A 22,525-nucleotide genomic window follows, 5' to 3' on the forward strand; every position below is an offset into this window, starting at 1 on the left:
AAAATAATCAAAAGTTATTCCCAATCACTTTTATGATTTAAGCTTAATAAGTAAGCTACTAAAACACTATAATAAAAAGAGCTCTTGGGCTGAAATAGTATAAATACATATATGAACAATATTGATGGAGCAACACAAGCTCGTATAAAGCAATGGCTAGGAGATGGCTACGATCAACAAACAATTAACAGCGTAAAAGAACTCATAAATAATGAAGATCAAACAGAACTCATAGACGCTTTTTATAAAGAACTGGAGTTTGGGACAGGTGGTCTCAGAGGTATTATGGGAGTGGGATCAAACCGCATCAATAAATATACAGTAGGGAAAGCTACACAGGGCCTTGCAAACTATCTTATCAAGCAGCTTCCTGATCAAGAAATAAAGGTCGCTATAGCCTACGACAGCCGGAATAATTCGGACTCCTTCGGAAAACTTGTTGCGGATGTATTTTCAGCAAACGGAATAATTGTTTACCTATTTGAAAAACTACGACCTACCCCCTTATTGTCCTTTGCTGTTCGACACTTTAACTGCCAGGCAGGCGTTATGCTAACTGCATCACATAATCCTAAAGAATATAATGGTTATAAAGCCTATTGGAATGATGGAGGTCAACTTGTTGCTCCTCATGATCACAATGTTATAACAGAAGTGAACGCTATCGAGTCGATAAACAAAGTAAAATTTAATCGTAACGAAAAGCTTATCAAGATCATTGATGAAAGTTTTGACGAAATCTATATCTGTGCAAATAAAAACCTAAGCATACATCCTGAGCTTGTTAAACAACAGGAGGATCTAAAAATAGTTTTTTCGTCTATTCACGGAACAGGAATAACACTTGTTCCTAAAATTTTAAAAGCTTGGGGCTTTAAAAACATACAAACCGTCGAACAACAAGACACTCCGAACGGAAATTTTCCAACCGTAATATACCCTAATCCAGAAGAAGAAGAAGCCATGAGTATGGCTATAAAAAAAGGCAAAGAAATAGATGCCGACATTGTAATGGCGACAGACCCTGATTCAGATCGTGTCGGTTTAGCTGTAAAAAATAATAACGGAGAAATACAACTTTTAAACGGCAATCAGATAGCAAGCCTACTGGTTTATTATTTACTGTCTTCTAAAAAAGATAAAAATGCATTAAAACCCAATGACTTTATTGTCAAAACTATTGTTACATCCAACTTACTTTCTGACATCAGCAAATCGTTTGCTGTAAAACATTATGACACCCTAACAGGTTTTAAATTTATTGGAGAGCTGATTACAAAACTAGACGGGAAAGAAAACTATTTGGTAGGTGGAGAAGAAAGTTATGGCTATTTAGTCGGGGATCTAGTCAGGGACAAAGATGCTATTAACTCATGTGCTTTTATTGCAGAGATGACAGCCTATTTTAAAAGTCAAAACAAATCTTTATTTGACGTTCTTTTAGACATTTACGTGAAACATGGGTTTTACCTCGAAAAACTGATTTCTTTAACTAAAAAGGGAAAGGCGGGAGCTACAGAAATCGAAAACATGATGATTCGTTTACGTCAAAGTGCCCCATATACTTTGGGCGGTGTGGCCGTAAAGGAAATCCGAGACTATAAAAAGGGCGAAATTTATGACCTGTCAAACAAAACAAAAACAATTATAGATTTACCTAAATCAGATGTCTTACAGTTTATTACAGTCGAAGGTGATGTCATATCAGCCAGACCATCGGGTACAGAACCTAAAATAAAATTCTACTGTTCTGTAAAAGAAACATTGCGCAGTAAAGCAGATTTTGAAAACATAAAAAAGAAACTCGATCTAAAAGTTAAAAATATGATGGCAGACATTATCAATGAATAAAATTGATAAAATATGTTTGTTAACATAAATAAGTATTTATAAAATAATTTACAAATGAAAAAATGGACTTTACTTGATTCAAAGTATATCATACAACGACCCTGGGCAACACTGCGCGTTGATAAGCTTCAACTCCCCAACGGTATAGTGAAAGATGAATACTATGTTATGGAATACCCCACGTGGGTAAATATGGTTGGAATTACAGAGAATCAAGAAATCTTATTTGTAAAACAATATAGACATGGTGCAGAACGCATACTCATAGAGCTTCCAGCTGGCGTTGTAGATGACGGAGAAAAACCTGAAGATGCAGCACGTCGCGAACTCCTAGAAGAAACCGGCTATGCCTTTGACTCTATTGAGCAGGTTTGCGAACTCTATGGCAACCCAGCGACTAGCGGAAACATAACTTATACCTACTTATTAAAAGGGGGGCGGAAAGTACAAGAACAAAATTTAGACGACTCGGAGGACATTGAAGTTATTAAAATGAGTATACCTGAGGCAAAAGAATATCTATTGGGAAATAATATAGGTCAAGCATTGCACAGTGCGGCTTTATTTTATTGTTTTGCAAAAATGGATATAATCTAATTAGTTCACGGAAAGCACGTCCACACCGAATAATACCTGTTAATTTCGTACCTTTGCAGTATGGCTAGAGAAATTTTTGAAACCAAACGTAAAGCGTTACGCATTAATTTAAACGCAGATATCTATGGCACTTTTGCCGAGATTGGTGCCGGGCAAGAAGTAGCTCGTAATTTCTTTGAAGCCGGAGCCGCATCAGGCACCATTGCTAAAACAATATCTGCTTATGATATGACTTTTAGTGATGCTATTTATGGTGTCGAAGAGTCTGGACGCTATGTGAGCCGCACCAGACTACTGAAAATGCTGGACCACGAATTTGAGCTATTAACCAAGCGATTACAAAGTGAAAAGTATGAGAATAAAAAATTTTTCGCTTTTGCAGATACAGTAACGACATTAAATTTCACCAAAACAAACGATCCTCACGGCTGGATAGGTATACGCTTTCAACATGAAGTAGGTGGTCCTACAAACGACATCATCATACATGTCCGTTTGCTAGATAGTGACTCCCGTTTACAATCTAAAGTGCTCGGCATATTAGGCGTAAACTTGATCTTTGCTGCTTATTATTACGCAGGTCACCCACAGACAATGATTGAATCCCTGGTGGATAACCTATCCATCGGATCAGTAGAAATAGATCTAGTAAAAGTATCAGGACCAGTATTTGAAAATGCTAATGAACGTTTGCTCAACCTATACCTAATTGCTAAAGGCTTTGCGAAAGCCGCAGTATTTAAACCTGACGCTAAAGCTGCACAAATCAAAGATTATCTCTATAAAAAGAACATCATTATTCTTCGCACCAAATATCGACAAAAATCAAACCCCAACTTTGACCTTTTCAACCTCTCTGTAGAACAATTTAGAAAAAACACAGGTGCGACAGCAGAAGATACAGTTGTACTGATCGAAGTTTTAATGGGAAATGTGCTCGACGAAGATAGCTATATTACCGATGAAGATTTAGCATACTTTGCAGAACGGGCCGAATATCTATGCTCAACAGGCAATAATGTTATAGTATCTAACTTTAGGAGAAATAACCATTTAGCTGAATTTATACAAAGCTTTAAACCAAAACATGTGGGTATAGCGACCAACGTGTCCAATCTAAAAAACATCTTCAATACCCATAATTACAACAAAGAACAATATACAAATGAACTTCTATCTTACATATCAGGTATGTTTAGTAAAGATGTCAAACTCTATGCTTATCCTTATTTAGATAAAAAGAATAATAAAATTGTAACAACGAAAAATATGCCTGTTGCTGATGAAGCTAAGCATTTGTTCGATTTCTTAGTACAAAATAATTACATAGTAGATATTGAACACTACGATGAAAAGTTTGTTAAAACAGTATAAAGAGTTTCTCTAATAAGCGTTAAATAAACTTTTTAAAAATTGCATATAATATTCGCAGATCTTTTGGGCTTAGATCTGCAGTAGATGTTCCATCTTGTATATAATGCACCTTAAAAGCTTTAATGGCAGCGTCGAGCCGAGTTACATCATAACCGATTACACGAAGTGCTAGTCTAGGATCAAAATCAACAGGCGCTTCTTCTAATGTATCGTCATACCAAAACCCAAACCCCTTATCAGCTAAGCGCTTCCATGGAAACCGAGAAGGATCAACCTTACGCGTCGGCGCATAATCCATATGTCCTATAAAATTTGCTTGAGGAATTTTATAGGTATCCTTCAAATAAGCTAACAGAACAATTAAAGCTTCTATCTGCTTATCTGGCCAAGGATCTGTTGTTCCATTATTGTCCAACTCTATACCAATAGACGAAGAGTTCAAATCAGTGTCGTTGCCCCATCTACCTGCGCCCGCATGATGCCCCCGATAAAGGTCATTAAGCATTTGCACAACCTTACCATCTCGGCCTATTATATAGTGCGAACTTACACCAGCTTTAGCATTATGAAAGGTTTTTATAGTTTGCCCCAAAGAGTCCTGAGCAGTATGATGTATCATTACATAATTAGGTTTTCGAACACCAAAATTAACAGTCCCAATCCACTCTTTGTTAATAACTGCGATTTTACTCAGCTGATTTTCGATAGGAATATCTTTATATAAAATAGAAAAGTCTCTTGCCTTATTTTTATAAACCTTTTCTGTTCCAGCATATTTAGAACCTCCGCAAGAGCCCAGGAACAAAGCACATCCGCTTAATAAAAAAAAAATCGTTCTTTTCATATGTTCATAATTATTAACATCTATTCTACTGATCAAACTCATAAATGCTTTATATTTATTTCATGAGCTCTATAACATACTAAGATTTTTAATCTGTGTTATATAAAACTTATACTTTTTTATAATAAAAACAGCAAATACCGTGCTATTCATTATAGAAGAAAATAAGTCATCAATATCACACTAGCGTAACTCTCCTACTATATGTTCAGGAAGAATATATCCGTCATCTAATTCAATAATTTGCAAATTCCGAAACTGTATCTCAGCTCCCTCAGCTTCCAAACATAAATATCCCTTTCTTTTTGTTGACTTACTTACCCCATTAACAAACTTTCCATTAACAGATAACTTAATTGTGCCATCCACACACACTACAGTATATTTATTCCACTCACCAACCCCTAAACACCGGTTTTCTATAGACTTGCTTCTTTCTCCTCTAGGATTATCAGGTGTAGTCTTTGTTTGCCCTGCTCCAAACAGTTCGCCGTGCACATAAGCTATTGGCGGAGTCTCTCCATTTCGGATATTTTGATTAACCCAATCCAACTCTAACATCTGAATCTCCACCCCACTTGGCAACCTATTATGACTTTCAGGAACAGCATCACACCACGCAAATATACCGGAGTTCCCTCCTTTTTCCATATGTCGCCACTCCACATGAAGAATAAAGTTTTGATACATTTTTTCCGATCGAACAACACCAATAGGTAGCCCAGTACTAACCAATACATTATCGTCCAGACGCCAAGTAGAATCCGAAGTATTCACATCTATCCATCTTAATGCTTCAGGCCTGTCCGTATTAGCTATCAAATCATCAAAATCCTTCCGCTCACCGAATTCAAAGAGAACTTCCTGTGCACAAGTTTGATGAATACATAATAACGTCAATAATAAAAATCCTAAATTTTTTAACATCGTTTATAATTAAATAGTTCGCATTTACTAAAATAGAAAAGCTCCTGCACATATCCATGTCAGGAGCTCTATTTAATTTATAATTCGTTCGCTATAAAAAGCGACAGTATTAATTAATCTCTATACAAAGAGATTATGCATCAACATATTCTTCAATAGACGGACAAGAACAAATTAACGTTCTATCACCTTGAGATTCATTCACACGCCCAACAGAAGGCCAAAATTTACGCTCCTTAACATATGACAGCGGATAAGCAGCCGTCTGACGACTATATGCTCTATCCCACTCATCTGCAGTAACGGCCTCTGCTGTATGCGGAGCACCCTTCAATACGTTTTCTTTCTGATCAGCGTGTCCCTCTTCAATTTCAGCTATCTCGCCACGTATCGAAATTAATGCGTCACAAAAACGATCGATCTCTGCCTTAGACTCTGACTCCGTAGGTTCAACCATCAAAGTGCCTGCAACAGGAAAAGAAACAGTCGGTGCATGAAAACCATAATCCATTAAACGCTTAGCTATATCAGCAACTTCAATACCAACATTCTTAAAACCACGACAATCTAAAATCATCTCGTGTCCACAACGATCTTTTGCACCTGTATAAAGAACTGGATAATGATTCTCCAGACGTGCTTTTATATAGTTTGCATTCAAGATAGCCGTTTGAGTCGCAGCAGTCAACCCTTCAGCACCCATCATAGCAATATATGCATAAGATATTGTAAGAATCGAAGCCGATCCAAATGGCGCCGCAGAAACTGCAGATATACCTTCATTCCCCGACACAGCTACAACACTGTGGTTTGGTAAAAAAGGAACAAGATGCTCTGCCACACCAATAGGACCCATACCTGGCCCACCACCACCGTGAGGAATACAGAAAGTTTTATGCAAGTTTAAATGACATACATCCGCACCTATGAAACCCGGGCTAGTCAAACCTACTTGAGCATTCATATTAGCCCCATCCATATACACCTGACCACCGTTCTCATGAATAATAGAACAAACTTCTATAATAGACTCTTCGAACACACCGTGAGTAGACGGGTATGTTACCATGAAAGAATTTAAGTTGGCAGCATGTTCTTCAGCTTTCGCTCTAAGGTCAGCAACATCTATATTTCCATGATCATCGCACTTTACCACCACAACTTTTAAGCCTGCCATTGAAGCAGAAGCAGGGTTAGTACCATGTGCAGACGCAGGTATTAGACAAACATTACGGTGCTCCTCGCCACGACTTGCATGATAAGCTCTGATCACCATTAACCCTGCATATTCACCTTGTGCTCCCGAGTTTGGTTGAAAAGACATTTTAGCAAAACCTGTGATTTCAGATAACCAATCATTCAGTTCATTCACCAGTTGCATATAGCCTGCAGTTTGATCAATAGGGGCAAATGGATGTAGGCCACCAAATTGTGCCCAAGTTAATGGGAGCATTTCTGTTGTTGCGTTTAACTTCATCGTACATGAACCCAAAGGAATCATGGAATGACATAAAGACAAATCTTTTGCCTCCAAAGATTTAATGTAACGCAACATCTCACTTTCAGAATGGTAGCTATTGAAAATAGGATGAGTTAAATAACTTGATTGACGTTTTAATTCCTCTGGAATAGATGGGCTCAACTTCTTACTCAAAGTTAATAAATCTACATCACTCAATGATTTACCTTTAACTTTTGCAAAAACTTTTACAATAACTTCTATATCTTCAAAGGAGGTCGTTTCATCAATAGAAATACCAACAACATCCTCGTTATAGTAAAAATTCAACTCATTATTCAATGCTTCAGACTTAAGCCCTGCTATTTCTGCTCCCGCTTTAACACGCAGAGTGTCAAAATAAGACGTATTAAGCTGCTCATAACCTAAAGTTTGAAGAGCTTGATCCAATAGCTTAGTCAAATCGTTAATACGATCCGCAATATTCTTAACTCCTTGAGGCCCATGATAAACAGCATAAAAGGAAGCCATTATTGCTAGCAAAGCTTGGGCCGTACAAATATTAGAAGAAGCCTTATCACGACGTATATGTTGCTCTCTCGTTTGCAAAGCCATACGCAATGCATATTGCCCACTTGAATCCGAAGTTACACCGATAATACGTCCAGGGATATTTCTTTTATAAGCGTCTTTTGTTGCGAAAAATGCTGCATGAGGCCCACCAAAACCCATAGGCACTCCAAAACGCTGTGTATTACCAACGACAACATCTGCACCCCACTCGCCTGGAGGCGTTAAAACTGTCAGCGACATTAAGTCTGCCGCAACACAAGTAGTTATTCCTCTTGATTGTGCTTCCGCAGTAAATGTGCTATAATCATCTACCGTACCATCAGCGGCAGGATACTGTATAAAAGTAGCAAATACCTCATCCGAAAGGTTATCTACATGAAGATCCGCTAAACGGATTTCTATACCAAATGGTTGAGCTCTGGTTTGTAATACATCTAACGTTTGCGGATAGATGTTTGAAGAAACAAGAAAAACATTTGCCGCTTTATTCTTACGCCCATTAAATAGCATAAACATTCCTTCAGCTGCCGCAGTAGCCTCATCCAGCAAAGAAGCATTAGCAATCTCTAAACCTGTTAAATCAGATACAACTGTCTGGAAGTTTAATAATGCCTGTAGTCTTCCTTGTGCAATTTCAGCTTGATAAGGTGTATACTGTGTATACCATCCCGGATTTTCCAACACATTACGTTGAATAACTGCAGGCACAGTTACATCATAATAACCCTGTCCGATGTAAGATTTAAAAACCTTATTCTTCTCTGCTATTTGTGTAACTTTTTGTAGGTACCCTTTTTCACTCCATGCTTTTGGCAGAGCTAAAGGCTTTTTTAATCTGATTTGCTCAGGAACTGTTTCTTCAATAAGTTGCTCTATTGAAGAAAAACCTAAATAATCCAACATGCCCTGTGCTTCCTCAGCCCTTGGTCCGTTGTGGCGATCTTGAAATTTTTCTTGATAAAATACGTTGCTCATATTTGCACTTAACATTTTAGATCAGCATCCTTCTAAACCCGTTACAATACGTCTTTAAAAGCACGCCTCATCATATACTATTGAGACTGCAAAGATACGATTTTAAAGAGAATTAATTATGTATAAAAATGCTTGATAACCAACTTATATTGACAATTATTCGAGTATTTTACACTTCTAACAAACACTCACCTGGATAATCGTTCAAATTCTAAAATTCAATGCTTTAAAACTCAGGAAAATCTCCTAGTGGTAAAAAAAGAAGGTAGTGTCAGATAAAAAAATAAACGCAGTTACTTCGCCGTAATGAGCTCTCTTCTCACCCTACTTAAGCTTTCTGGTGTGATGCCTAAATAAGAGGCTATCATCCACTGGGGCACACGTAACAACAAACTGGGATACATTTCTACAAACGACAAGTAACGCTCTTTAGCCGTCATTGCTAAAAGTGATGTAATTCTTTTTTGTTGAATATGCACATTTCGCTGCAGTGAGCTTTCCACAAAACAACTAAATGTACTACTCAATGACGATGCTTTCAAAATAAACTCAGGTTGTAAAAACACAATAATAGAGGGTTCGATTGCTTTTATATAATAATCGGAGGGTTCATTAAAATATTGGCTAGATCTATCAGACACAATCCAGTTTTCAGGCGCAAATAGAATAATGTGCTCCCCACCCTTTTCATCCAACGCAAATGACTGTAATAATCCTGATTCAACAAAAAAAGCATACTTACTCAATTCTCCCGCACGAAGTAAAAACCTATTATGTTCCACTTCTTTAAAACTAAAATAATCTCCGAGCTGCTCAAACTGCTCATCGGTTAATCCACCATTTTCACTATAGTACTTATAAAAATTGCTTTCTTTAAAATTCACCATAACCGCTGTTTATTAATAAAGTATTGTGAACTTAAAATCTAAAGGATTAAAGTGCCTTTCCAATTCCTTTATTAAATCTTCTCCATGACGAATAAATAAAGGAGCAAAGTTTTCAGATCTTTCCTGCAAACCTCCCAACGGAAAAAGTAATTCTTTTAATCGATCAATCTGAATTAGTGCTTCCTTATGATTTTTTTTATCTGCTCTTAAAAGCTTTTTCTCTAGGCTATTTATTGCTTTTTTCAACCTTGCCTTAACTGCATCTGTACTTGGCCCCAATGTTGGATCTATTTTATGAGCTCGAAGCTTAATTTTTCCAAAAATCGCATTCAGTTCCATCCATTCATCTTTAAGATTTAAACGATGTTTAGTTTGCCTTCTGACATATTCATTTTTCAAACTCTCTGCAGACCGAAAGATACTTCTAAAGGTCAAATCCATACGAAACAATTTACTAGCCGTAGCGTCATCTGTTATCAAAGCTGAATTACGAGGAACCAAAACAGGAAAAGGCACTTTGTATTGATCAAAGTTTGCTTTTAATTGTAACCAATAAACAATTTCTGCTCCCCCACCTATATAGGCTAAATTAGGCAAAATAACCTCCTGATACATAGGTCGCATAACAACATTCGGGCTAAATCTTTCTGGATATTCTGTAATTTCCTTCCTTAGCTCTTGCTTTGTAAAAGTAATCCCCTGATTTATTACCTCAAAAAGACCTTCATCATTTCGAATAATACGTTCACGGAATCCATCCTTCAAATAAAAAAAATTTATTTCCCTCGCATTAACCTGAGCTTGATAACCAAGTACCTCAAGCTTAGCAGATGTTTCTTTTATTGCTTGAAAACTTTTTTCTTGTTCTATATCTTCAAGCATATAAGACGAAAATATTTGCTTAAAGCCTCTTCTGTCAGCATCAATAATAACCAGACCATAGGTTTTGAACAATTCATTAACCATCATTCGTGTCGCATCAGCCAATGTCCGACCACGCAGATAAGCCTCTTCTACAATTTCCTTAAGTTTAGTTGCGTTAGCAGATAGCCCAAATGTATTACAATATTGCTTAACGGCATCTACAATATCAATAGTAGACATGCGCCCTGTCGCTGAAATCTTCGGTGTATCCCACACAATTTTTTTTCCAAAAACCCGTGTATGATTAATCTCTTCAAAATCGTGATCCTCAGTAGCCATCCAGTATACAGGAACAAAATTATACGCCGGATAAGCCTCTTTAAGATCCTTAGCCAAGCGAATAACAGTGACTATTTTAAAAATGAAATAAAGAGGACCTGTAAAAATATTGAGCTGATGTCCCGTTGTAACAGTAAAAGTATTTTCTCTTTGTAATTCATCAATTTTGGCAACAACTTCGGGAGAACTGCTTAATAAAGCACCATACTGTTCTTTTAATTGAGCAACAAGCAACTTACGGTTTTCAAAAATCTTCTTCTGTTCTATTTGAGCTTTGATCCCTTCTACAGTAGGTCTATTACCATAGAAAGAAGAAAGCGATTCAACATCATCTAAATATGCTAATAACGTTTTTGAAAAACTTCCCGTGTCCTTGTAATCAATATACGTTGCTTTCATCTACTTCCTTTATTAATTGATGCTATTAAAAGCCAAATAAATACCGTGTTGCATCACAATAAATATAAATTCAAGATACAGCCTTTCCAATAGAACAATAGGCTGAATCCACTAAATTTACTTTTACCTAACAATCGTACCGTATAAATCAAAATCTTCTGCACGGTCTATACTCACTTCCACAAAGTCACCAATACGCGCATAATTAGTTCGCGCATCGATAACAACTTCATTATCCACCTCTGGTGAATCGAACTCTGTCCGACCTATAAAGTAATCTCCGTCTACACGATCAACCAAAACCCTAAACTTCATCCCAACTTTGGATTGATTAATATCATAAGATATCCCCTGCTGTACTTCCATTATCTGATCAACACGTTCATGCTTTATTTCTTCAGGAACGGTATCTTCCAACGTATGTGCATGTGTTTTTTCTTCATGTGAATAGGTAAAGCACCCTAAACGATCAAATCTTGTTTCTTCAACCCAAGCCAGCATTTCTTGAAAATCTCTTTCAGTTTCATTTGGGTATCCACATATTAAAGTTGTTCGCAATGCTATATTAGGCACTTTATCCCTTATCTTATTAACTAAATCAATCTGCTTTTGCTTCGTTGTTCCTCGCCTCATTGAAGTCAACATATTATCACTAATATGCTGCAAAGGCATATCTAAATAGTTACATATGTTTGAACGCTCATTCATAGCATCTAAAATATCCATAGGAAAACCCGACGGATAGGCATATTGTAAGCGTATCCACTCGATACCATCTACATCAGAAAGATGTCGTAATAAATCTGAAAGATTACGCTTTCCATAAATATCAAGACCATAATAAGTTAAATCTTGCGCTATTAAAATCAACTCTTTTGTTCCATTCGACGCTAAAAACTTAGCCTCTTCTACCAAATCATCAATAGATTTTGATACATGTTTTCCGCGCATCAAAGGAATTGCACAAAAAGAACAGGGACGATTACAACCCTCCGCTATTTTAAAATAAGAAAAATGCGATGGTGTGGTTAACAAACGCTCACCTAAAAGTTCATGCCTATAATCAGCACCAATAGTAGATAATAATTCAGGTAAATCGTTTGTTCCAAAAAAAGCATCTACATTTTCAATCTCGCGCTCTAGTTCTGGTTTATACCGCTCTGATAAACATCCGGTAACAATGACTTTATTTACCTTTCCTTGATCCTTTAATTCTGCAAACTGCAATATAGTATCAATAGATTCCTGTTTAGCATTATCAATAAACCCACAGGTATTTATAACTATAATATCATTATCCTTCAAGTTAGAAGCCTCATGCACAACTTCCATATTGTTTCCCTTCAACTGCCCCATTAAAACTTCGCTATCGTGAATGTTTTTTGAACAGCCCAAAGTAACAACGTTTACCCGCGGCTTACTCCCTATAGGAGCGGCCTTTATATATTTTGTTTTCATTATGTATTTTTTGAACTATGGAAGTATGACAAGCGTCTTATCCACCCTGCGGTACTCAAACAGGTTATTAAAATAAAAATATGCATCAACTTATTAAGCATACTTCAAATGTGAAAATATTTCCGCCTTCAAACAAGTTATCACTTGCACCTTTATTTTAAGTCTAAAACACATTACTTACAAATGTGTTACAAACTAGCAAATGGTACTAGTTAAAATAAAAACCTTTAGCTACTATTTAAACAAAGAATCTACAAAATCTCTTTTATTGAACAGTTGTAAGTCCTCCATTTTTTCTCCCACACCAATATATTTAACCGGTATCTTAAACTGGTCAGAAATACCAATAACTACCCCCCCTTTAGCTGTTCCATCGAGCTTCGTAAGAGCTAAAGCATTTACATCTGTGGCTTGCGTAAACTGCGTAGCTTGCTCTATAGCATTTTGACCGGTAGAAGCATCTAATACAAGCAGAATTTCATGAGGAGCTTCTGGCATCAGTTTTTTCATCACATTTTTTATCTTAGTCAATTCGTTCATCAAACCAACTTTATTATGCAACCTTCCCGCCGTGTCAATGATGGCAACATCATCCTCATTAGCTATTGCCGACTTCAATGTATCGTAAGCAACAGAAGCCGGATCCGACCCCATAGGCTGCGCCACAACTCTCACCCCTACGCGCTCACCCCAAAGCTTAATCTGATCAACTGCGGCAGCTCTAAAGGTGTCAGCAGCACCCAACACTACTTTATTACCAGCTTCTTTAAGTTGATGAGCCAGTTTACCAATAGTTGTGGTTTTCCCTACACCATTTACCCCCACAACCATAATGACATAGGGCCTATGATTCCCATATTCAAAACTTTCGAAATCGTCGCTATTATTCTCCGCCAACAAATATTGGATTTCTTCGCTTAAGAGCCGATTTAAATCATCTGTCCCTAAATATTTATCACGAGCAACACGTTGCTGTATACGGTCTACAATTTTCAAAGTCGTAGTAACACCCACATCCGACATAACCAGAACTTCTTCTAGATTATCGAGGACCTCATCATCAATCGTTGATTTACCAACGACTGCTTTTGTCATCTTCGCAAAAAAGCCTTCTTTGGTTTTTTCCAAACCCTTATCCAAAGCTTCTTGCGCTTGTGGTGTATCTTGTTTCTTTTTAAAAAAATCGAATAATCCCATATTCTAAATATATGTCGAGACCCCTAGTTACTATTTAGCACCAAATATAGTTAAAAATAAGCTAGACTAAAAAAAGCCCTTTCGGCATTACCAAAACGGCTTCTTTTATTTTAAAGAAAACTTTAAAAAAGGAAAAATCCTTGAACTTCTTATTTACTAGCAGAGGCTATAGCTTCTTTCACTTTATCGTTGTGAACCATTGATTCTTTAAAAGTATAAGCACCTGTCTTAGGCGACTTAGTAGTAATGATTACTTTCGTAAACTCTTTACCAGTACCTTTTTGTAAGGATGCAACTGATTTTTTTGCCATTATTCTATATCTTTATTAGAGAAAAACTCTAAAGGTTAATTACTTAATTTCTTTATGAACAGTTACTTTTCTCAGAACGGGATTGAATTTCTTCATTTCTAAACGTTCTGTAGTATTCTTTTTGTTCTTGGTTGTGATATAACGAGACATACCCGGAAGACCACTTTCTTTGTGCTCAGTACACTCTAAGATTACTTGTACTCTATTTCCCTTTTTAGCCATTGTTTTACTTTAATTATAATCTCAAAAGATTAGATTTCATGAATATTTTCCGAATAACAGGCAGTTCGACTAAATTGATCCTTTTTGGATAAATTTATTAATAACTGCTGTAATACCGTTTTTATTAATAGTCTTGATTGCCGATGTTGAAACCTTCAAAGTAATCCAACGATCTTCTTCTGGAAGATAAAAACGTTTTGTCTGTAAATTAGGGTAAAATCTACGTTTAGTCTTAACGTTTGAGTGCGAAACCTTATTCCCTACTAATGCTGCCTTGCCTGTTAAATCACAAATTCTTGACATGATATTTGATTTTTAATATTGTCTGTTCTTCTTAACTCTTTTCACAAAGAGTTTGCAAATATCTATATTAGATTTGTTAATTCCAAGCAATGAAGTGAATAATTTTACACTTTTTTGGACAAAGAGATGTTTTAAGCACGCAAACTTACAGATTTTAGTATAAATAAAGCCTTTAAGGTCTTCAAAATAGTTTTCAACAATCCACATTCTCATTGTTTTTCTAACAAAAAGACAACAATAGGAAATTAAAACTTTCGATATAAATTAATAGCTATTTTTTCAAGAAGCATTCTTTATCTTTGTTCCTAAGAAGTAAAGATGTTACATAAAACAAAGGGTATTGCTTTAAAAACAACAAACTATTCAGAGAGCAGTCTAGTTGTTCATATTTTTACGGAAGCATTTGGCATGCAATCTTACTTAATCAATGGGGCAAAAAAGCAAAAAGCAAAAATATCAGCTAATCTATTTCAGCCCTTACACACGCTCGATCTGATTGTTTATTATAAAGAGAACAACACTTTACAACGCATTAAAGAAGCAAGACAAACTCCCGTACTAAAACATATACCCATTAATATAACAAAAAGCTCATTATCACTATTTATCAACGAAATCCTTTACAAAACATTAAAGGAACAGTCTCCAGACCCTTTTTTATTTTCCTTTATAGAACAATCCATACTGTGGTTAGATGAGTCAACCTGTGCGTTGGCAAATTTTCATCTTGTCTTTTTAACAAAATTAAGCCGTTATCTAGGCTTTTTGCCACTACGCCAATCAGAAGGATCGAAAGCTTATTTTGACTTGCTCAATGGTATATTTACAAACAATTTACCGGCCCACAAACATACACTACAAGAACCGCACACATCTTTACTTAACCAGCTATTAGAGTCTGACTTTGAAAATGCAGCTCTAATAAAAATGGCTAAAGAAGATAGAAAACATCTATTAGAAAAACTATTAGAATTTTATAAGCTCCATACAGAAAATTTTAAACAAGTTAATTCCCTATATATATTGGAAGAGTTATTCCGTTAACTACATAAATAAAAAAGCCAACTTAATAATTAAGTTGGCTTTTTCACAATAAATATATTTTAAATCTAGGTATTAGATAAGTTTTACATTTACCGCATTAAGACCTTTACGGCCTTGTTCAATTTCGTAAGAAACATGATCGTTCTCACGAACTTTGTCAACTAATCCTGAAACATGAACGAAAATTTCGCTCTCTCCAGAGTTAGGGATGATGAAACCGAAACCTTTGGTCTCATTAAAGAATTTTACTACGCCTTCTTGCATTTTGAATTGTGTATTAATAAGTATTATTCCTAAAGGTATAAATTATTTTCTAATGTCTTTTATTTCTTTTATTTTTTTTTAAACCGAATTAGACTTTTGCTGTCAAATACTATGGAAGCATTTTTGCTTATGTTCTAAAACAAAAAAAACGAAAATGAAAAAAATCACAGGCTTAATCTTAATTATTATAGCAATGACAAAAGCAGGTCATGCTCAACAAACTAACGTAGAATTTGGAAGAAAAGTATCCACTCGAGGGTATGCCGAGCTTGAAGTAACCCCCGATATCGTGTACTTGTCCGTATCATTAAAAGAATACTTTATAGATGGAAATACCAAAAAGAAAGTAACAATAGAAACTTTAGAAAAGCAACTTTACAATGCTGCAATGGATATAGGAGTTAAAAAAGAAAACTTTACTATCCAAAACGTTTACAGCTACAACTACGATAACGATAAAAAGAAAAGTAACAATGAATTACTACAAGCGAAACAATACCGTTTAAAAATTGAAAACTTAAATGGCTTAAATACTATGTTAGACCTAGTTGATGCAAAAGGCATACAAAGCACTTCAATAAACGGTTATGACCATTCACAAAAGCGTCAAATTGAAAAAGAGCTAAAAATCGCTGCAGTACAAGATGCACGCACAAACGCAGAAATAGTAGCTATCGCAGCAGGTGACAAAATAGGTCGAGTACTTATCATTAATGACAACAGTTCATTCAACTGGAATGATGTTATGCCAACACCACGTCTGTACGCAACTATGGCAAAAGCTGATTTAGCGTCCGGAGAAAACTTTAGCGAACAAGAAAAACTAAACCTAAATGTTCGTCCCATCAAATTGACGTGCAATATAGACGCTGTTTACGAGTTACAGTAAACTATCGGTATGACTATCAGATCTGAAAAACATTTAAATAAAATAAAAAAAGACTTTGATTGGGTGGAACGAATTTCCACCCTTTTAGATAATAAATATCATGCCTTTGGGTTTCGTTTCGGATTAGACCCTCTTTTAAATTTCATTCCCATTTTAGGCCAACTTTTAACATTTTCTATATCCATCCTACTAGTAATCATGATGTTTAGAAATGGCATCAGCTCGAAAGCTGCAGTAAAAATGATGCTAAATGTCATAACGGATGCCATTCTGGGTTCCATTCCCCTCTTAGGTAATGTAATTGATTTTATATTTAAGGCAAACCATAGAAATATAAAACTATTAAAAGAATATTATTACGAGGATAAACACCAGGGAAGTGCGCAAGGCATACTTTCTATTATCTTTTTTATACTAATTTTACTATGCTCCGCTATCTTCTATTTTCTTTGGTTAATAGGCAACTGGGTAATTGAACTATTCTAGCTTCATTCGTAAAATTGTTTATTTTTACAAACTATGAGTAAAACAAGACTTTTTTCCATTTTAGGAATAACTATTTTATTACTTAGTTTTTTATCTAATCCCCCAAAAGAACTTCACGAAAAAGTTGTAAAAGATAAAATAATTTCGCTACTAAAAACCGAACCAGGATCTAAAAATAAAGAATTAATTGATTTTGGGATACAGCTTATAGGCAATACATTAGTCGACCAGTTCGTTGAAGAACATCTGCACATTAAAAATTACTACGTGTTTTCTTTAACCAAAATCAGGTGGGAAGATCAAAATGTTATTATAGGCTTAGGCATCTTTGGAAAAGTATGGCTAAGTCCCAAAATAGATGAAAAGGCACAGGAGCTTTTAACAATTGTAAGAGGGAGATGAACTTAAGTATTCTTTATAAAGACAAAGAGCTTGTAGCTATTAATAAACCTCATGGGTTATTGGTACACCGCTCACCAATTGCATCAGATGCTTCTATATTTGCACTTCAATTATTAAGAGATCAGCTTCAACAACCAGTATATCCTGCACATCGACTAGACCGGAAAACAGCCGGCATCTTACTCTTTTCCTTAAACAAAGAAATAGACCCTAGAATACAGCAGCTATTTGCCGAACAAAAAGTTGAAAAAACGTACTGGGCAATAGTACGTGGTTACACCGAAGACGCTGGTAAGATAGATTATCCGTTACGTAAGGACAACGGAACTTTACAAGAGGCTATCACTTACTACAGAACATTACAACGTTTCGAAATAAACATTCCTTTAGGCAAATATGAAACATCACGCTACTCGCTTGTAGAAGTAAAACCTACAACAGGAAGAATGCATCAGATACGAAAACATTTCGCTCATATTTTTCACCCCATTCTTGCGGACAGACCGCACGGTTGTAATAAACAAAACAAACTCTGGAAAGATAGATTCGACATGGACACCATGATGTTGCATGCTAAATCATTAAAATTCAATCATCCCACATCAGGAGAAATAATAGATATACAGGCGCCCATTCAAAATGAGTTTCAAAAAGTTATAGATATATTAAAGATAAAACTATGAAAGAAGTCTTTTTAGAGCTATTCCTCACTATACATGGAATAGGAGCTGCTTCCGGTATTATAAATTATAATAATGAGCTAAAAATCATAGCTGATGATAGTAATTTCTTATATAGCTATCACTTAGATAAAAAAGATATCCAAAAAACTTTATTAAGAAACAGTGGTATAAATGAATATATTCCTAAAAATGATAAACCTGATTTCGAATCTATTGTCGAAATAAATGATACGCTATACATATTTGGTTCGGGTTCTTCTACAGATCGAAATCAGCTAATTAAATATAATCCTAACAAGGAAATGCTTGAAGAGGTTGATCTTTCATCTATTTATAAAGAGATGAAAGATAAATTTGACATCGCCCAACCTGACTTTAATATAGAAGGTGCAGTTTCGATTGCTAACGATATTTTACTATTCAATAGAGGAAATGGACCTGCACAAAAAAATGGAATTTTCAAGCTAGACAGTAAGACCTTACACCCCTATTCTTTTACTCCCGTTGAGTTACCTTGTATAGACGGCGTTCCAACAGGGTTCACAGACGCTGTATATACCGATGATAAAATATATTTCATTGCGGCCGCAGAGGATATAGCATCTACATATCTAGACGGAGAAGTTAAGGGATCAATAATAGGCTGTTTAAACACATACACATTGAGTTTAGATTTTACAAAGCTTCTCTCCAAGAAACATAAGTTCGAAGGAATAGCTGTCTTTAAAAAAGCACATTCCGAAACCACCTTTATACTTTGTGAAGATAATGACGATGACAATAAAAACGCCAACCTTTATAAATTAAAGCTTACTTTATAAGATTATAAGTATCATAAAATACAGGCTGTAAATGGTCTTATTTTTGTTATTTTTGGAAAAATTTGATTTATCAACTGTTATGATTAAAAACACTGTACTATCCGAACAACATATTGCATTAGGCGCCAAAATGGTTCCTTTTGCTGGCTTTAATATGCCTGTTCAGTATTCTGGCATAAATGATGAACATGAAACGGTCCGCAATGCCGTAGGTGTATTCGATGTCAGCCACATGGGTGAGTTTATCTTAAAAGGAGAAAATGCCTTGGACCTGATCCAACGTATCTCCTCGAATGATGCTTCCAAACTTCTTGATGGAAAAGTACAATATGCCTATATACCAAACGAAAATGGCGGTATTGTAGATGATTTCTTAATTTATCGTATCGATGCTACAACCTATTTTTTGGTCGTTAACGCATCAAATATTGAAAAAGATTGGAATTGGATCAGTAAACACAACACTGACAATGTCGAAATGATTGACATTTCTAATAAAACTTCATTATTTGCTGTTCAAGGACCAAAAGCCGCGGAAGCATTGCAATCCTTAACCGACATCGAATTAGCATCAATGGGATACTATACTTTCGAAAAAGGTACTTTTGCAGGTGTAGAAAATGTATTAATCTCAGCTACAGGTTATACTGGTGCTGGAGGCTTTGAAGTTTACGTCGCTAATGAAGACGCTAAAAAGGTATGGGATGCTATTTTTGAGGCCGGAGCCTCTTATGGTATTAAACCAATTGGTTTAGGAGCACGAGATACCCTACGATTAGAAATGGGGTTCTGCTTATATGGAAATGATATTGATGATAACACATCCCCTTTCGAAGCTGGCCTAGGTTGGGTTACAAAATTCAACAAAGATTTCATAAATAGTGAGAATCTAAAAGCCGAAAAAGAAAAAGGTTTATCTAAAAAATTAGTTGGTTTTGAAATGATCGATAGAGGTATTCCTCGTCATGGCTACGATATTGTTAATGCTGGAGGAGTAAAAATTGGCCGTGTCACATCTGGTACACAATCGCCAACCTTAAAGAAATCAATCGGATTAGGCTATGTTGATCTTGATTACTCCAAAGATGGCACTGAGATATTTATTTCCATTAGAAATAATGCTGTAAAAGCGGTAGTAAAAAAGCCACCTTTTGTTAAATAAGAAAGTATTTCATGGCTTCTTTAAAACGTTTCACGCAATACTATTGAAACATATCCGCCATGAATAAATCAAATTGCTTCATAAAAGAATAAACAGATGAAAAAAAGGAGTTAAGTTTTCTACTTAACTCCTTTTTTATTACTCGATATTTTAGACTTATTAGAGTTGCTCTTGACAACCTTAAGCAAAACCACCTTAAAGTATACCATTACAACCAATAAGGCTATAGAGATAAATAAATAAACTTGGTTACCTGCCTGAAAAGACATAATTGCACTATATACAATAAATGCAATAGCAAAATTTAATACAACATTTAAAATAAAATATTTTGTCATTTTTTACTTTTATCTACAAGTACTATTACCTTATCTCTTATTAAAAAAAAGTAAATTACACCTGCTATTATATTACCAAATATGATGAAAACAATCAATAAAATCCGTTCTAAATTTGTCAGTTTCGTAGATAGCATAACTTCCCTAAATACCAAAACAACCCAAATCAAAGAGATTAACAACGCTATACTGATTAACATATCAGCAAAGCCTACTTTCAAGATCTTAAAGAAAATTGCAAATATATAGAACCCCAAACTAAAGAAAAAAGCTTGTCTAGTTTGATGTGTAAGATCTTTCATGCTATAAAAATACGAATATTTTTGATTTACACCTGCTCTTATGCCTTTAAGAAAATAGCCGTGAATTCTTACAGAAAAACACGGCTATTAAATAGTCATATTAATATTAACCGCTATGGAAATATACCTCTTTGTTCATAGGTTATGCCCACTTTATTAATTGCACAATAAAATGCAGCAGTGCGCAAATCTTCAACACCTTCAACTGTATTATAAATTTCTCGCAATTCATTATACGAATCAATCATTGTATCTTCCAAGCCTGAATGCACCAAGTCAACTTCTTCAGGCCCTCTCAACACCGTTTTACGCTCAAGCTCAGATACTTTTCTTCCAGTCGTCGTTTCAATAATACCAATTAATTCTTGGTACATGTTTTCACTAAATCTTTTTTCAAGACGACCATACTTAACATGACTCAGGTTTTTAAGCCATTCAAAATAAGAAACAGTTACACCTCCAGCATTCAAATATATATCTGGAATAACCAGCACACCTTTCCTATTTAAAATTACATCCGCCTCTGCAGTTAAAGGACCATTAGCTGCCTCACCAATGATTTTTGCCTGAATTTTATCCGCATTTTCTTTATGCACGACACTTTCCAATGCCGCAGGAATTAAAATATCACAAGGTAGTTCTAATCCTTCAGCTGGGTTTACGTAATTAACAGCCTCAGGAAAATTCAAAATACCTCCTGTTATTTGCCTATGGGCTTGAACTGCATTTAAATCAAGACCTTGTTCATTATAAATAGCCCCATCATACTCTATCAAACCGACTAATATAGCTCCTGCTTCCTCAAAATATTTAGCCGTATGGTATCCAACATTCCCAAGGCCCTGAACAATAACCCTCTTTCCTTCTATCCCCGTAGTTAAACCAAGCTTATCCATATCCTCTTTGAAAGAGCAAGCTTCACGTACACCAAAAAAAACACCTAACCCCGTTGCCTCCGTTCTACCATTAACACCTCCTTGCGATATTGGCTTCCCTGTAACACAAGCTTGAGCATCAATATCATTAGGATTTAAGGATGCATAAGTATCCATGATCCAACTCATTTCTCTTGAACTTGTTCCATAGTCCGGAGCAGGAACATCAATGCCTGGTCCAATAAAGTTCTTCTTACACAGCTCAGCGGTATATCTTCTAGTTATTTTTTCAAGATCTTCAACTGCGTATTTTTTAGAGTCTATTTTTACCCCCCCCTTACCGCCTCCAAATGGTACGTTAACAATTGCACATTTATAGGTCATTAAAGCCGCCAAAGCCATTACCTCCTCTTGATCAACCTCCATACTAAACCTAATACCACCTTTACAAGGTGATTGATGATGCGAATGCTGAACTCTATATGCCTCTATCACTTCAAGCTTTCCTGCTATTTTCACGGGAAACTTGATCTTCAAAATAGAATCACAGGTTTTGATCTGTTCCAAAATTCCATCGTCAAAACGTGTCAACTTTGCTGCCTTATCAAAATTACTTTGGACGCTTTCAAAAAAGCTTAAATTCTTTTTACTTGGGTCTTCCATATACAGGTACTTGCTT

23 protein-coding genes are annotated in these 22,525 nt (G+C 35.6%); 10 read left to right on the top strand and 13 right to left on the bottom strand.

What is annotated here, in order from left to right; all coding sequences use genetic code 11:
- The first annotated feature begins 111 nt into the window (after positions 1-111).
- The 3 genes from ORI89_RS03340 to ORI89_RS03350 are packed head-to-tail and all read left to right on the top strand — an operon-like array spanning position 112 to position 3,822.
- Positions 112-1,851, top strand: coding sequence for a phospho-sugar mutase (locus ORI89_RS03340; RefSeq protein ID WP_268229008.1), 1,740 nt, complete (start codon positions 112-114; stop codon positions 1,849-1,851).
- A 54-nt stretch (positions 1,852-1,905) separates the two neighbouring features.
- Positions 1,906-2,448 carry an NUDIX hydrolase gene (locus tag ORI89_RS03345; protein ID WP_268229009.1) on the top strand — a complete coding sequence of 181 codons (543 nt, stop codon included), beginning with the start codon at positions 1,906-1,908 and terminating at the stop codon, positions 2,446-2,448.
- 60 nt (positions 2,449-2,508) lie between these two features.
- Positions 2,509-3,822 (top strand): nicotinamide mononucleotide adenylyltransferase, encoded by a 1,314-nt coding sequence (locus ORI89_RS03350; RefSeq protein ID WP_268229010.1) that lies wholly within the window; start codon positions 2,509-2,511, stop codon positions 3,820-3,822.
- Positions 3,823-3,841: 19 nt separating this feature from the next.
- On the opposite strand, the gene ORI89_RS03355 is transcribed toward ORI89_RS03350, so the two are convergent.
- From ORI89_RS03355 to rpmB, 10 genes are all read right to left on the bottom strand, one after another.
- Complete coding sequence (locus ORI89_RS03355; protein ID WP_268229011.1) at positions 3,842-4,666, bottom strand: N-acetylmuramoyl-L-alanine amidase; 825 nt, start codon at positions 4,664-4,666, stop codon at positions 3,842-3,844.
- Positions 4,667-4,849: 183 nt separating this feature from the next.
- Positions 4,850-5,593, bottom strand: a complete 744-nt coding sequence (locus ORI89_RS03360; RefSeq protein WP_268229012.1) for a 3-keto-disaccharide hydrolase — start codon at positions 5,591-5,593, stop codon at positions 4,850-4,852.
- A gap of 133 nt (positions 5,594-5,726) precedes the next feature.
- The gene (gene gcvP / locus ORI89_RS03365; protein WP_268229013.1) at positions 5,727-8,600 is read right to left on the bottom strand and encodes an aminomethyl-transferring glycine dehydrogenase; all 2,874 of its coding nucleotides are present in this window, start codon (positions 8,598-8,600) and stop codon (positions 5,727-5,729) included.
- A gap of 293 nt (positions 8,601-8,893) precedes the next feature.
- Positions 8,894-9,487 (bottom strand): Crp/Fnr family transcriptional regulator, encoded by a 594-nt coding sequence (locus ORI89_RS03370; protein ID WP_268229014.1) that lies wholly within the window; start codon positions 9,485-9,487, stop codon positions 8,894-8,896.
- 12 nt (positions 9,488-9,499) lie between these two features.
- Positions 9,500-11,089 carry a bacillithiol biosynthesis cysteine-adding enzyme BshC gene (bshC, locus tag ORI89_RS03375; protein WP_268229015.1) on the bottom strand — a complete coding sequence of 530 codons (1,590 nt, stop codon included), beginning with the start codon at positions 11,087-11,089 and terminating at the stop codon, positions 9,500-9,502.
- Between the two features lie 123 nt (positions 11,090-11,212).
- Positions 11,213-12,547 (bottom strand): 30S ribosomal protein S12 methylthiotransferase RimO, encoded by a 1,335-nt coding sequence (rimO, locus tag ORI89_RS03380; RefSeq protein ID WP_268229016.1) that lies wholly within the window; start codon positions 12,545-12,547, stop codon positions 11,213-11,215.
- Between the two features lie 234 nt (positions 12,548-12,781).
- Positions 12,782-13,744 (bottom strand): signal recognition particle-docking protein FtsY, encoded by a 963-nt coding sequence (gene ftsY, locus ORI89_RS03385; RefSeq protein ID WP_268229017.1) that lies wholly within the window; start codon positions 13,742-13,744, stop codon positions 12,782-12,784.
- A gap of 149 nt (positions 13,745-13,893) precedes the next feature.
- On the bottom strand, positions 13,894-14,055 hold the full coding sequence (locus tag ORI89_RS03390) for a DUF4295 domain-containing protein (protein ID WP_268229018.1): 162 nt from the start codon (positions 14,053-14,055) through the stop codon (positions 13,894-13,896).
- Between the two features lie 39 nt (positions 14,056-14,094).
- Positions 14,095-14,277, bottom strand: a complete 183-nt coding sequence (gene rpmG, locus ORI89_RS03395) for a 50S ribosomal protein L33 (RefSeq protein WP_085474106.1) — start codon at positions 14,275-14,277, stop codon at positions 14,095-14,097.
- Positions 14,278-14,346: 69 nt separating this feature from the next.
- On the bottom strand, positions 14,347-14,580 hold the full coding sequence (rpmB, locus tag ORI89_RS03400; protein ID WP_268229019.1) for a 50S ribosomal protein L28: 234 nt from the start codon (positions 14,578-14,580) through the stop codon (positions 14,347-14,349).
- A 318-nt stretch (positions 14,581-14,898) separates the two neighbouring features.
- Between rpmB and recO the strand changes: the two genes are divergently transcribed.
- Positions 14,899-15,624 (top strand): DNA repair protein RecO, encoded by a 726-nt coding sequence (gene recO, locus ORI89_RS03405; RefSeq protein ID WP_268229020.1) that lies wholly within the window; start codon positions 14,899-14,901, stop codon positions 15,622-15,624.
- A 72-nt stretch (positions 15,625-15,696) separates the two neighbouring features.
- Here the strand turns inward: recO and ORI89_RS03410 are convergent, their stop codons facing one another.
- The gene (locus ORI89_RS03410) at positions 15,697-15,888 is read right to left on the bottom strand and encodes a cold-shock protein (RefSeq protein ID WP_268229021.1); all 192 of its coding nucleotides are present in this window, start codon (positions 15,886-15,888) and stop codon (positions 15,697-15,699) included.
- A gap of 154 nt (positions 15,889-16,042) precedes the next feature.
- On the opposite strand from ORI89_RS03410, the gene ORI89_RS03415 reads away from it, so the two are divergent.
- The 6 genes from ORI89_RS03415 to gcvT all read left to right on the top strand — a co-directional run bounded on the left by ORI89_RS03415 (position 16,043) and on the right by gcvT (position 20,331).
- On the top strand, positions 16,043-16,777 hold the full coding sequence (locus ORI89_RS03415) for an SIMPL domain-containing protein (RefSeq protein ID WP_268229022.1): 735 nt from the start codon (positions 16,043-16,045) through the stop codon (positions 16,775-16,777).
- 9 nt (positions 16,778-16,786) lie between these two features.
- Entirely contained in the window at positions 16,787-17,263 is a 477-nt protein-coding gene (locus tag ORI89_RS03420; protein WP_268229023.1) for a DUF4112 domain-containing protein, read from the top strand.
- Positions 17,264-17,296: 33 nt separating this feature from the next.
- The gene (locus ORI89_RS03425; protein WP_268229024.1) at positions 17,297-17,665 is read left to right on the top strand and encodes a hypothetical protein; all 369 of its coding nucleotides are present in this window, start codon (positions 17,297-17,299) and stop codon (positions 17,663-17,665) included.
- Positions 17,662-18,348: a pseudouridine synthase gene (locus ORI89_RS03430; RefSeq protein ID WP_268229025.1), complete on the top strand. Its 687-nt coding sequence runs from the start codon at positions 17,662-17,664 to the stop codon at positions 18,346-18,348. The genes ORI89_RS03425 and ORI89_RS03430 overlap by 4 nt, the downstream gene beginning before the upstream one ends.
- Positions 18,345-19,169 carry a DUF6929 family protein gene (locus ORI89_RS03435; RefSeq protein ID WP_268229026.1) on the top strand — a complete coding sequence of 275 codons (825 nt, stop codon included), beginning with the start codon at positions 18,345-18,347 and terminating at the stop codon, positions 19,167-19,169. Before ORI89_RS03430 ends, ORI89_RS03435 begins: the two co-directional genes overlap by 4 nt.
- A 79-nt stretch (positions 19,170-19,248) precedes the next feature.
- Complete coding sequence (gene gcvT / locus ORI89_RS03440; protein ID WP_442800867.1) at positions 19,249-20,331, top strand: glycine cleavage system aminomethyltransferase GcvT; 1,083 nt, start codon at positions 19,249-19,251, stop codon at positions 20,329-20,331.
- A gap of 119 nt (positions 20,332-20,450) precedes the next feature.
- Here the strand turns inward: gcvT and ORI89_RS19230 are convergent, their stop codons facing one another.
- Positions 20,451-20,669 (bottom strand): DUF6358 family protein, encoded by a 219-nt coding sequence (locus ORI89_RS19230; RefSeq protein WP_442800862.1) that lies wholly within the window; start codon positions 20,667-20,669, stop codon positions 20,451-20,453.
- 415 nt (positions 20,670-21,084) lie between these two features.
- Positions 21,085-22,509: a Glu/Leu/Phe/Val family dehydrogenase gene (locus tag ORI89_RS03445; RefSeq protein ID WP_268229027.1), complete on the bottom strand. Its 1,425-nt coding sequence runs from the start codon at positions 22,507-22,509 to the stop codon at positions 21,085-21,087.
- Between the last annotated feature and the right edge of the window lie 16 nt (positions 22,510-22,525).

This window comes from Sphingobacterium sp. UT-1RO-CII-1, from assembly GCF_026711005.1.
In the GTDB taxonomy this organism is placed as follows: domain Bacteria; phylum Bacteroidota; class Bacteroidia; order Sphingobacteriales; family Sphingobacteriaceae; genus Sphingobacterium.

Bases quoted from the DNA above. Each gene is read 5' to 3' on its own strand.
- ORI89_RS03340 (WP_268229008.1), top strand. From the start codon at position 112: ATGAACAATATTGATGGAGCAACACAAGCTCGTATAAAGCAATGGCTA.
- ORI89_RS03345 (WP_268229009.1), top strand. From the start codon at position 1,906: ATGAAAAAATGGACTTTACTTGATTCAAAGTATATCATACAACGACCC.
- ORI89_RS03350 (WP_268229010.1), top strand. From the start codon at position 2,509: ATGGCTAGAGAAATTTTTGAAACCAAACGTAAAGCGTTACGCATTAAT.
- ORI89_RS03355 (WP_268229011.1), bottom strand. From the start codon at position 4,666: ATGAAAAGAACGATTTTTTTTTTATTAAGCGGATGTGCTTTGTTCCTG.
- ORI89_RS03360 (WP_268229012.1), bottom strand. From the start codon at position 5,593: ATGTTAAAAAATTTAGGATTTTTATTATTGACGTTATTATGTATTCAT.
- gcvP (WP_268229013.1), bottom strand. From the start codon at position 8,600: ATGAGCAACGTATTTTATCAAGAAAAATTTCAAGATCGCCACAACGGA.
- ORI89_RS03370 (WP_268229014.1), bottom strand. From the start codon at position 9,487: ATGGTGAATTTTAAAGAAAGCAATTTTTATAAGTACTATAGTGAAAAT.
- bshC (WP_268229015.1), bottom strand. From the start codon at position 11,089: ATGAAAGCAACGTATATTGATTACAAGGACACGGGAAGTTTTTCAAAA.
- rimO (WP_268229016.1), bottom strand. From the start codon at position 12,547: ATGAAAACAAAATATATAAAGGCCGCTCCTATAGGGAGTAAGCCGCGG.
- ftsY (WP_268229017.1), bottom strand. From the start codon at position 13,744: ATGGGATTATTCGATTTTTTTAAAAAGAAACAAGATACACCACAAGCG.
- ORI89_RS03390 (WP_268229018.1), bottom strand. From the start codon at position 14,055: ATGGCAAAAAAATCAGTTGCATCCTTACAAAAAGGTACTGGTAAAGAG.
- rpmG (WP_085474106.1), bottom strand. From the start codon at position 14,277: ATGGCTAAAAAGGGAAATAGAGTACAAGTAATCTTAGAGTGTACTGAG.
- rpmB (WP_268229019.1), bottom strand. From the start codon at position 14,580: ATGTCAAGAATTTGTGATTTAACAGGCAAGGCAGCATTAGTAGGGAAT.
- recO (WP_268229020.1), top strand. From the start codon at position 14,899: ATGTTACATAAAACAAAGGGTATTGCTTTAAAAACAACAAACTATTCA.
- ORI89_RS03410 (WP_268229021.1), bottom strand. From the start codon at position 15,888: ATGCAAGAAGGCGTAGTAAAATTCTTTAATGAGACCAAAGGTTTCGGT.
- ORI89_RS03415 (WP_268229022.1), top strand. From the start codon at position 16,043: ATGAAAAAAATCACAGGCTTAATCTTAATTATTATAGCAATGACAAAA.
- ORI89_RS03420 (WP_268229023.1), top strand. From the start codon at position 16,787: ATGACTATCAGATCTGAAAAACATTTAAATAAAATAAAAAAAGACTTT.
- ORI89_RS03425 (WP_268229024.1), top strand. From the start codon at position 17,297: ATGAGTAAAACAAGACTTTTTTCCATTTTAGGAATAACTATTTTATTA.
- ORI89_RS03430 (WP_268229025.1), top strand. From the start codon at position 17,662: ATGAACTTAAGTATTCTTTATAAAGACAAAGAGCTTGTAGCTATTAAT.
- ORI89_RS03435 (WP_268229026.1), top strand. From the start codon at position 18,345: ATGAAAGAAGTCTTTTTAGAGCTATTCCTCACTATACATGGAATAGGA.
- gcvT (WP_442800867.1), top strand. From the start codon at position 19,249: ATGATTAAAAACACTGTACTATCCGAACAACATATTGCATTAGGCGCC.
- ORI89_RS19230 (WP_442800862.1), bottom strand. From the start codon at position 20,669: ATGACAAAATATTTTATTTTAAATGTTGTATTAAATTTTGCTATTGCA.
- ORI89_RS03445 (WP_268229027.1), bottom strand. From the start codon at position 22,509: ATGGAAGACCCAAGTAAAAAGAATTTAAGCTTTTTTGAAAGCGTCCAA.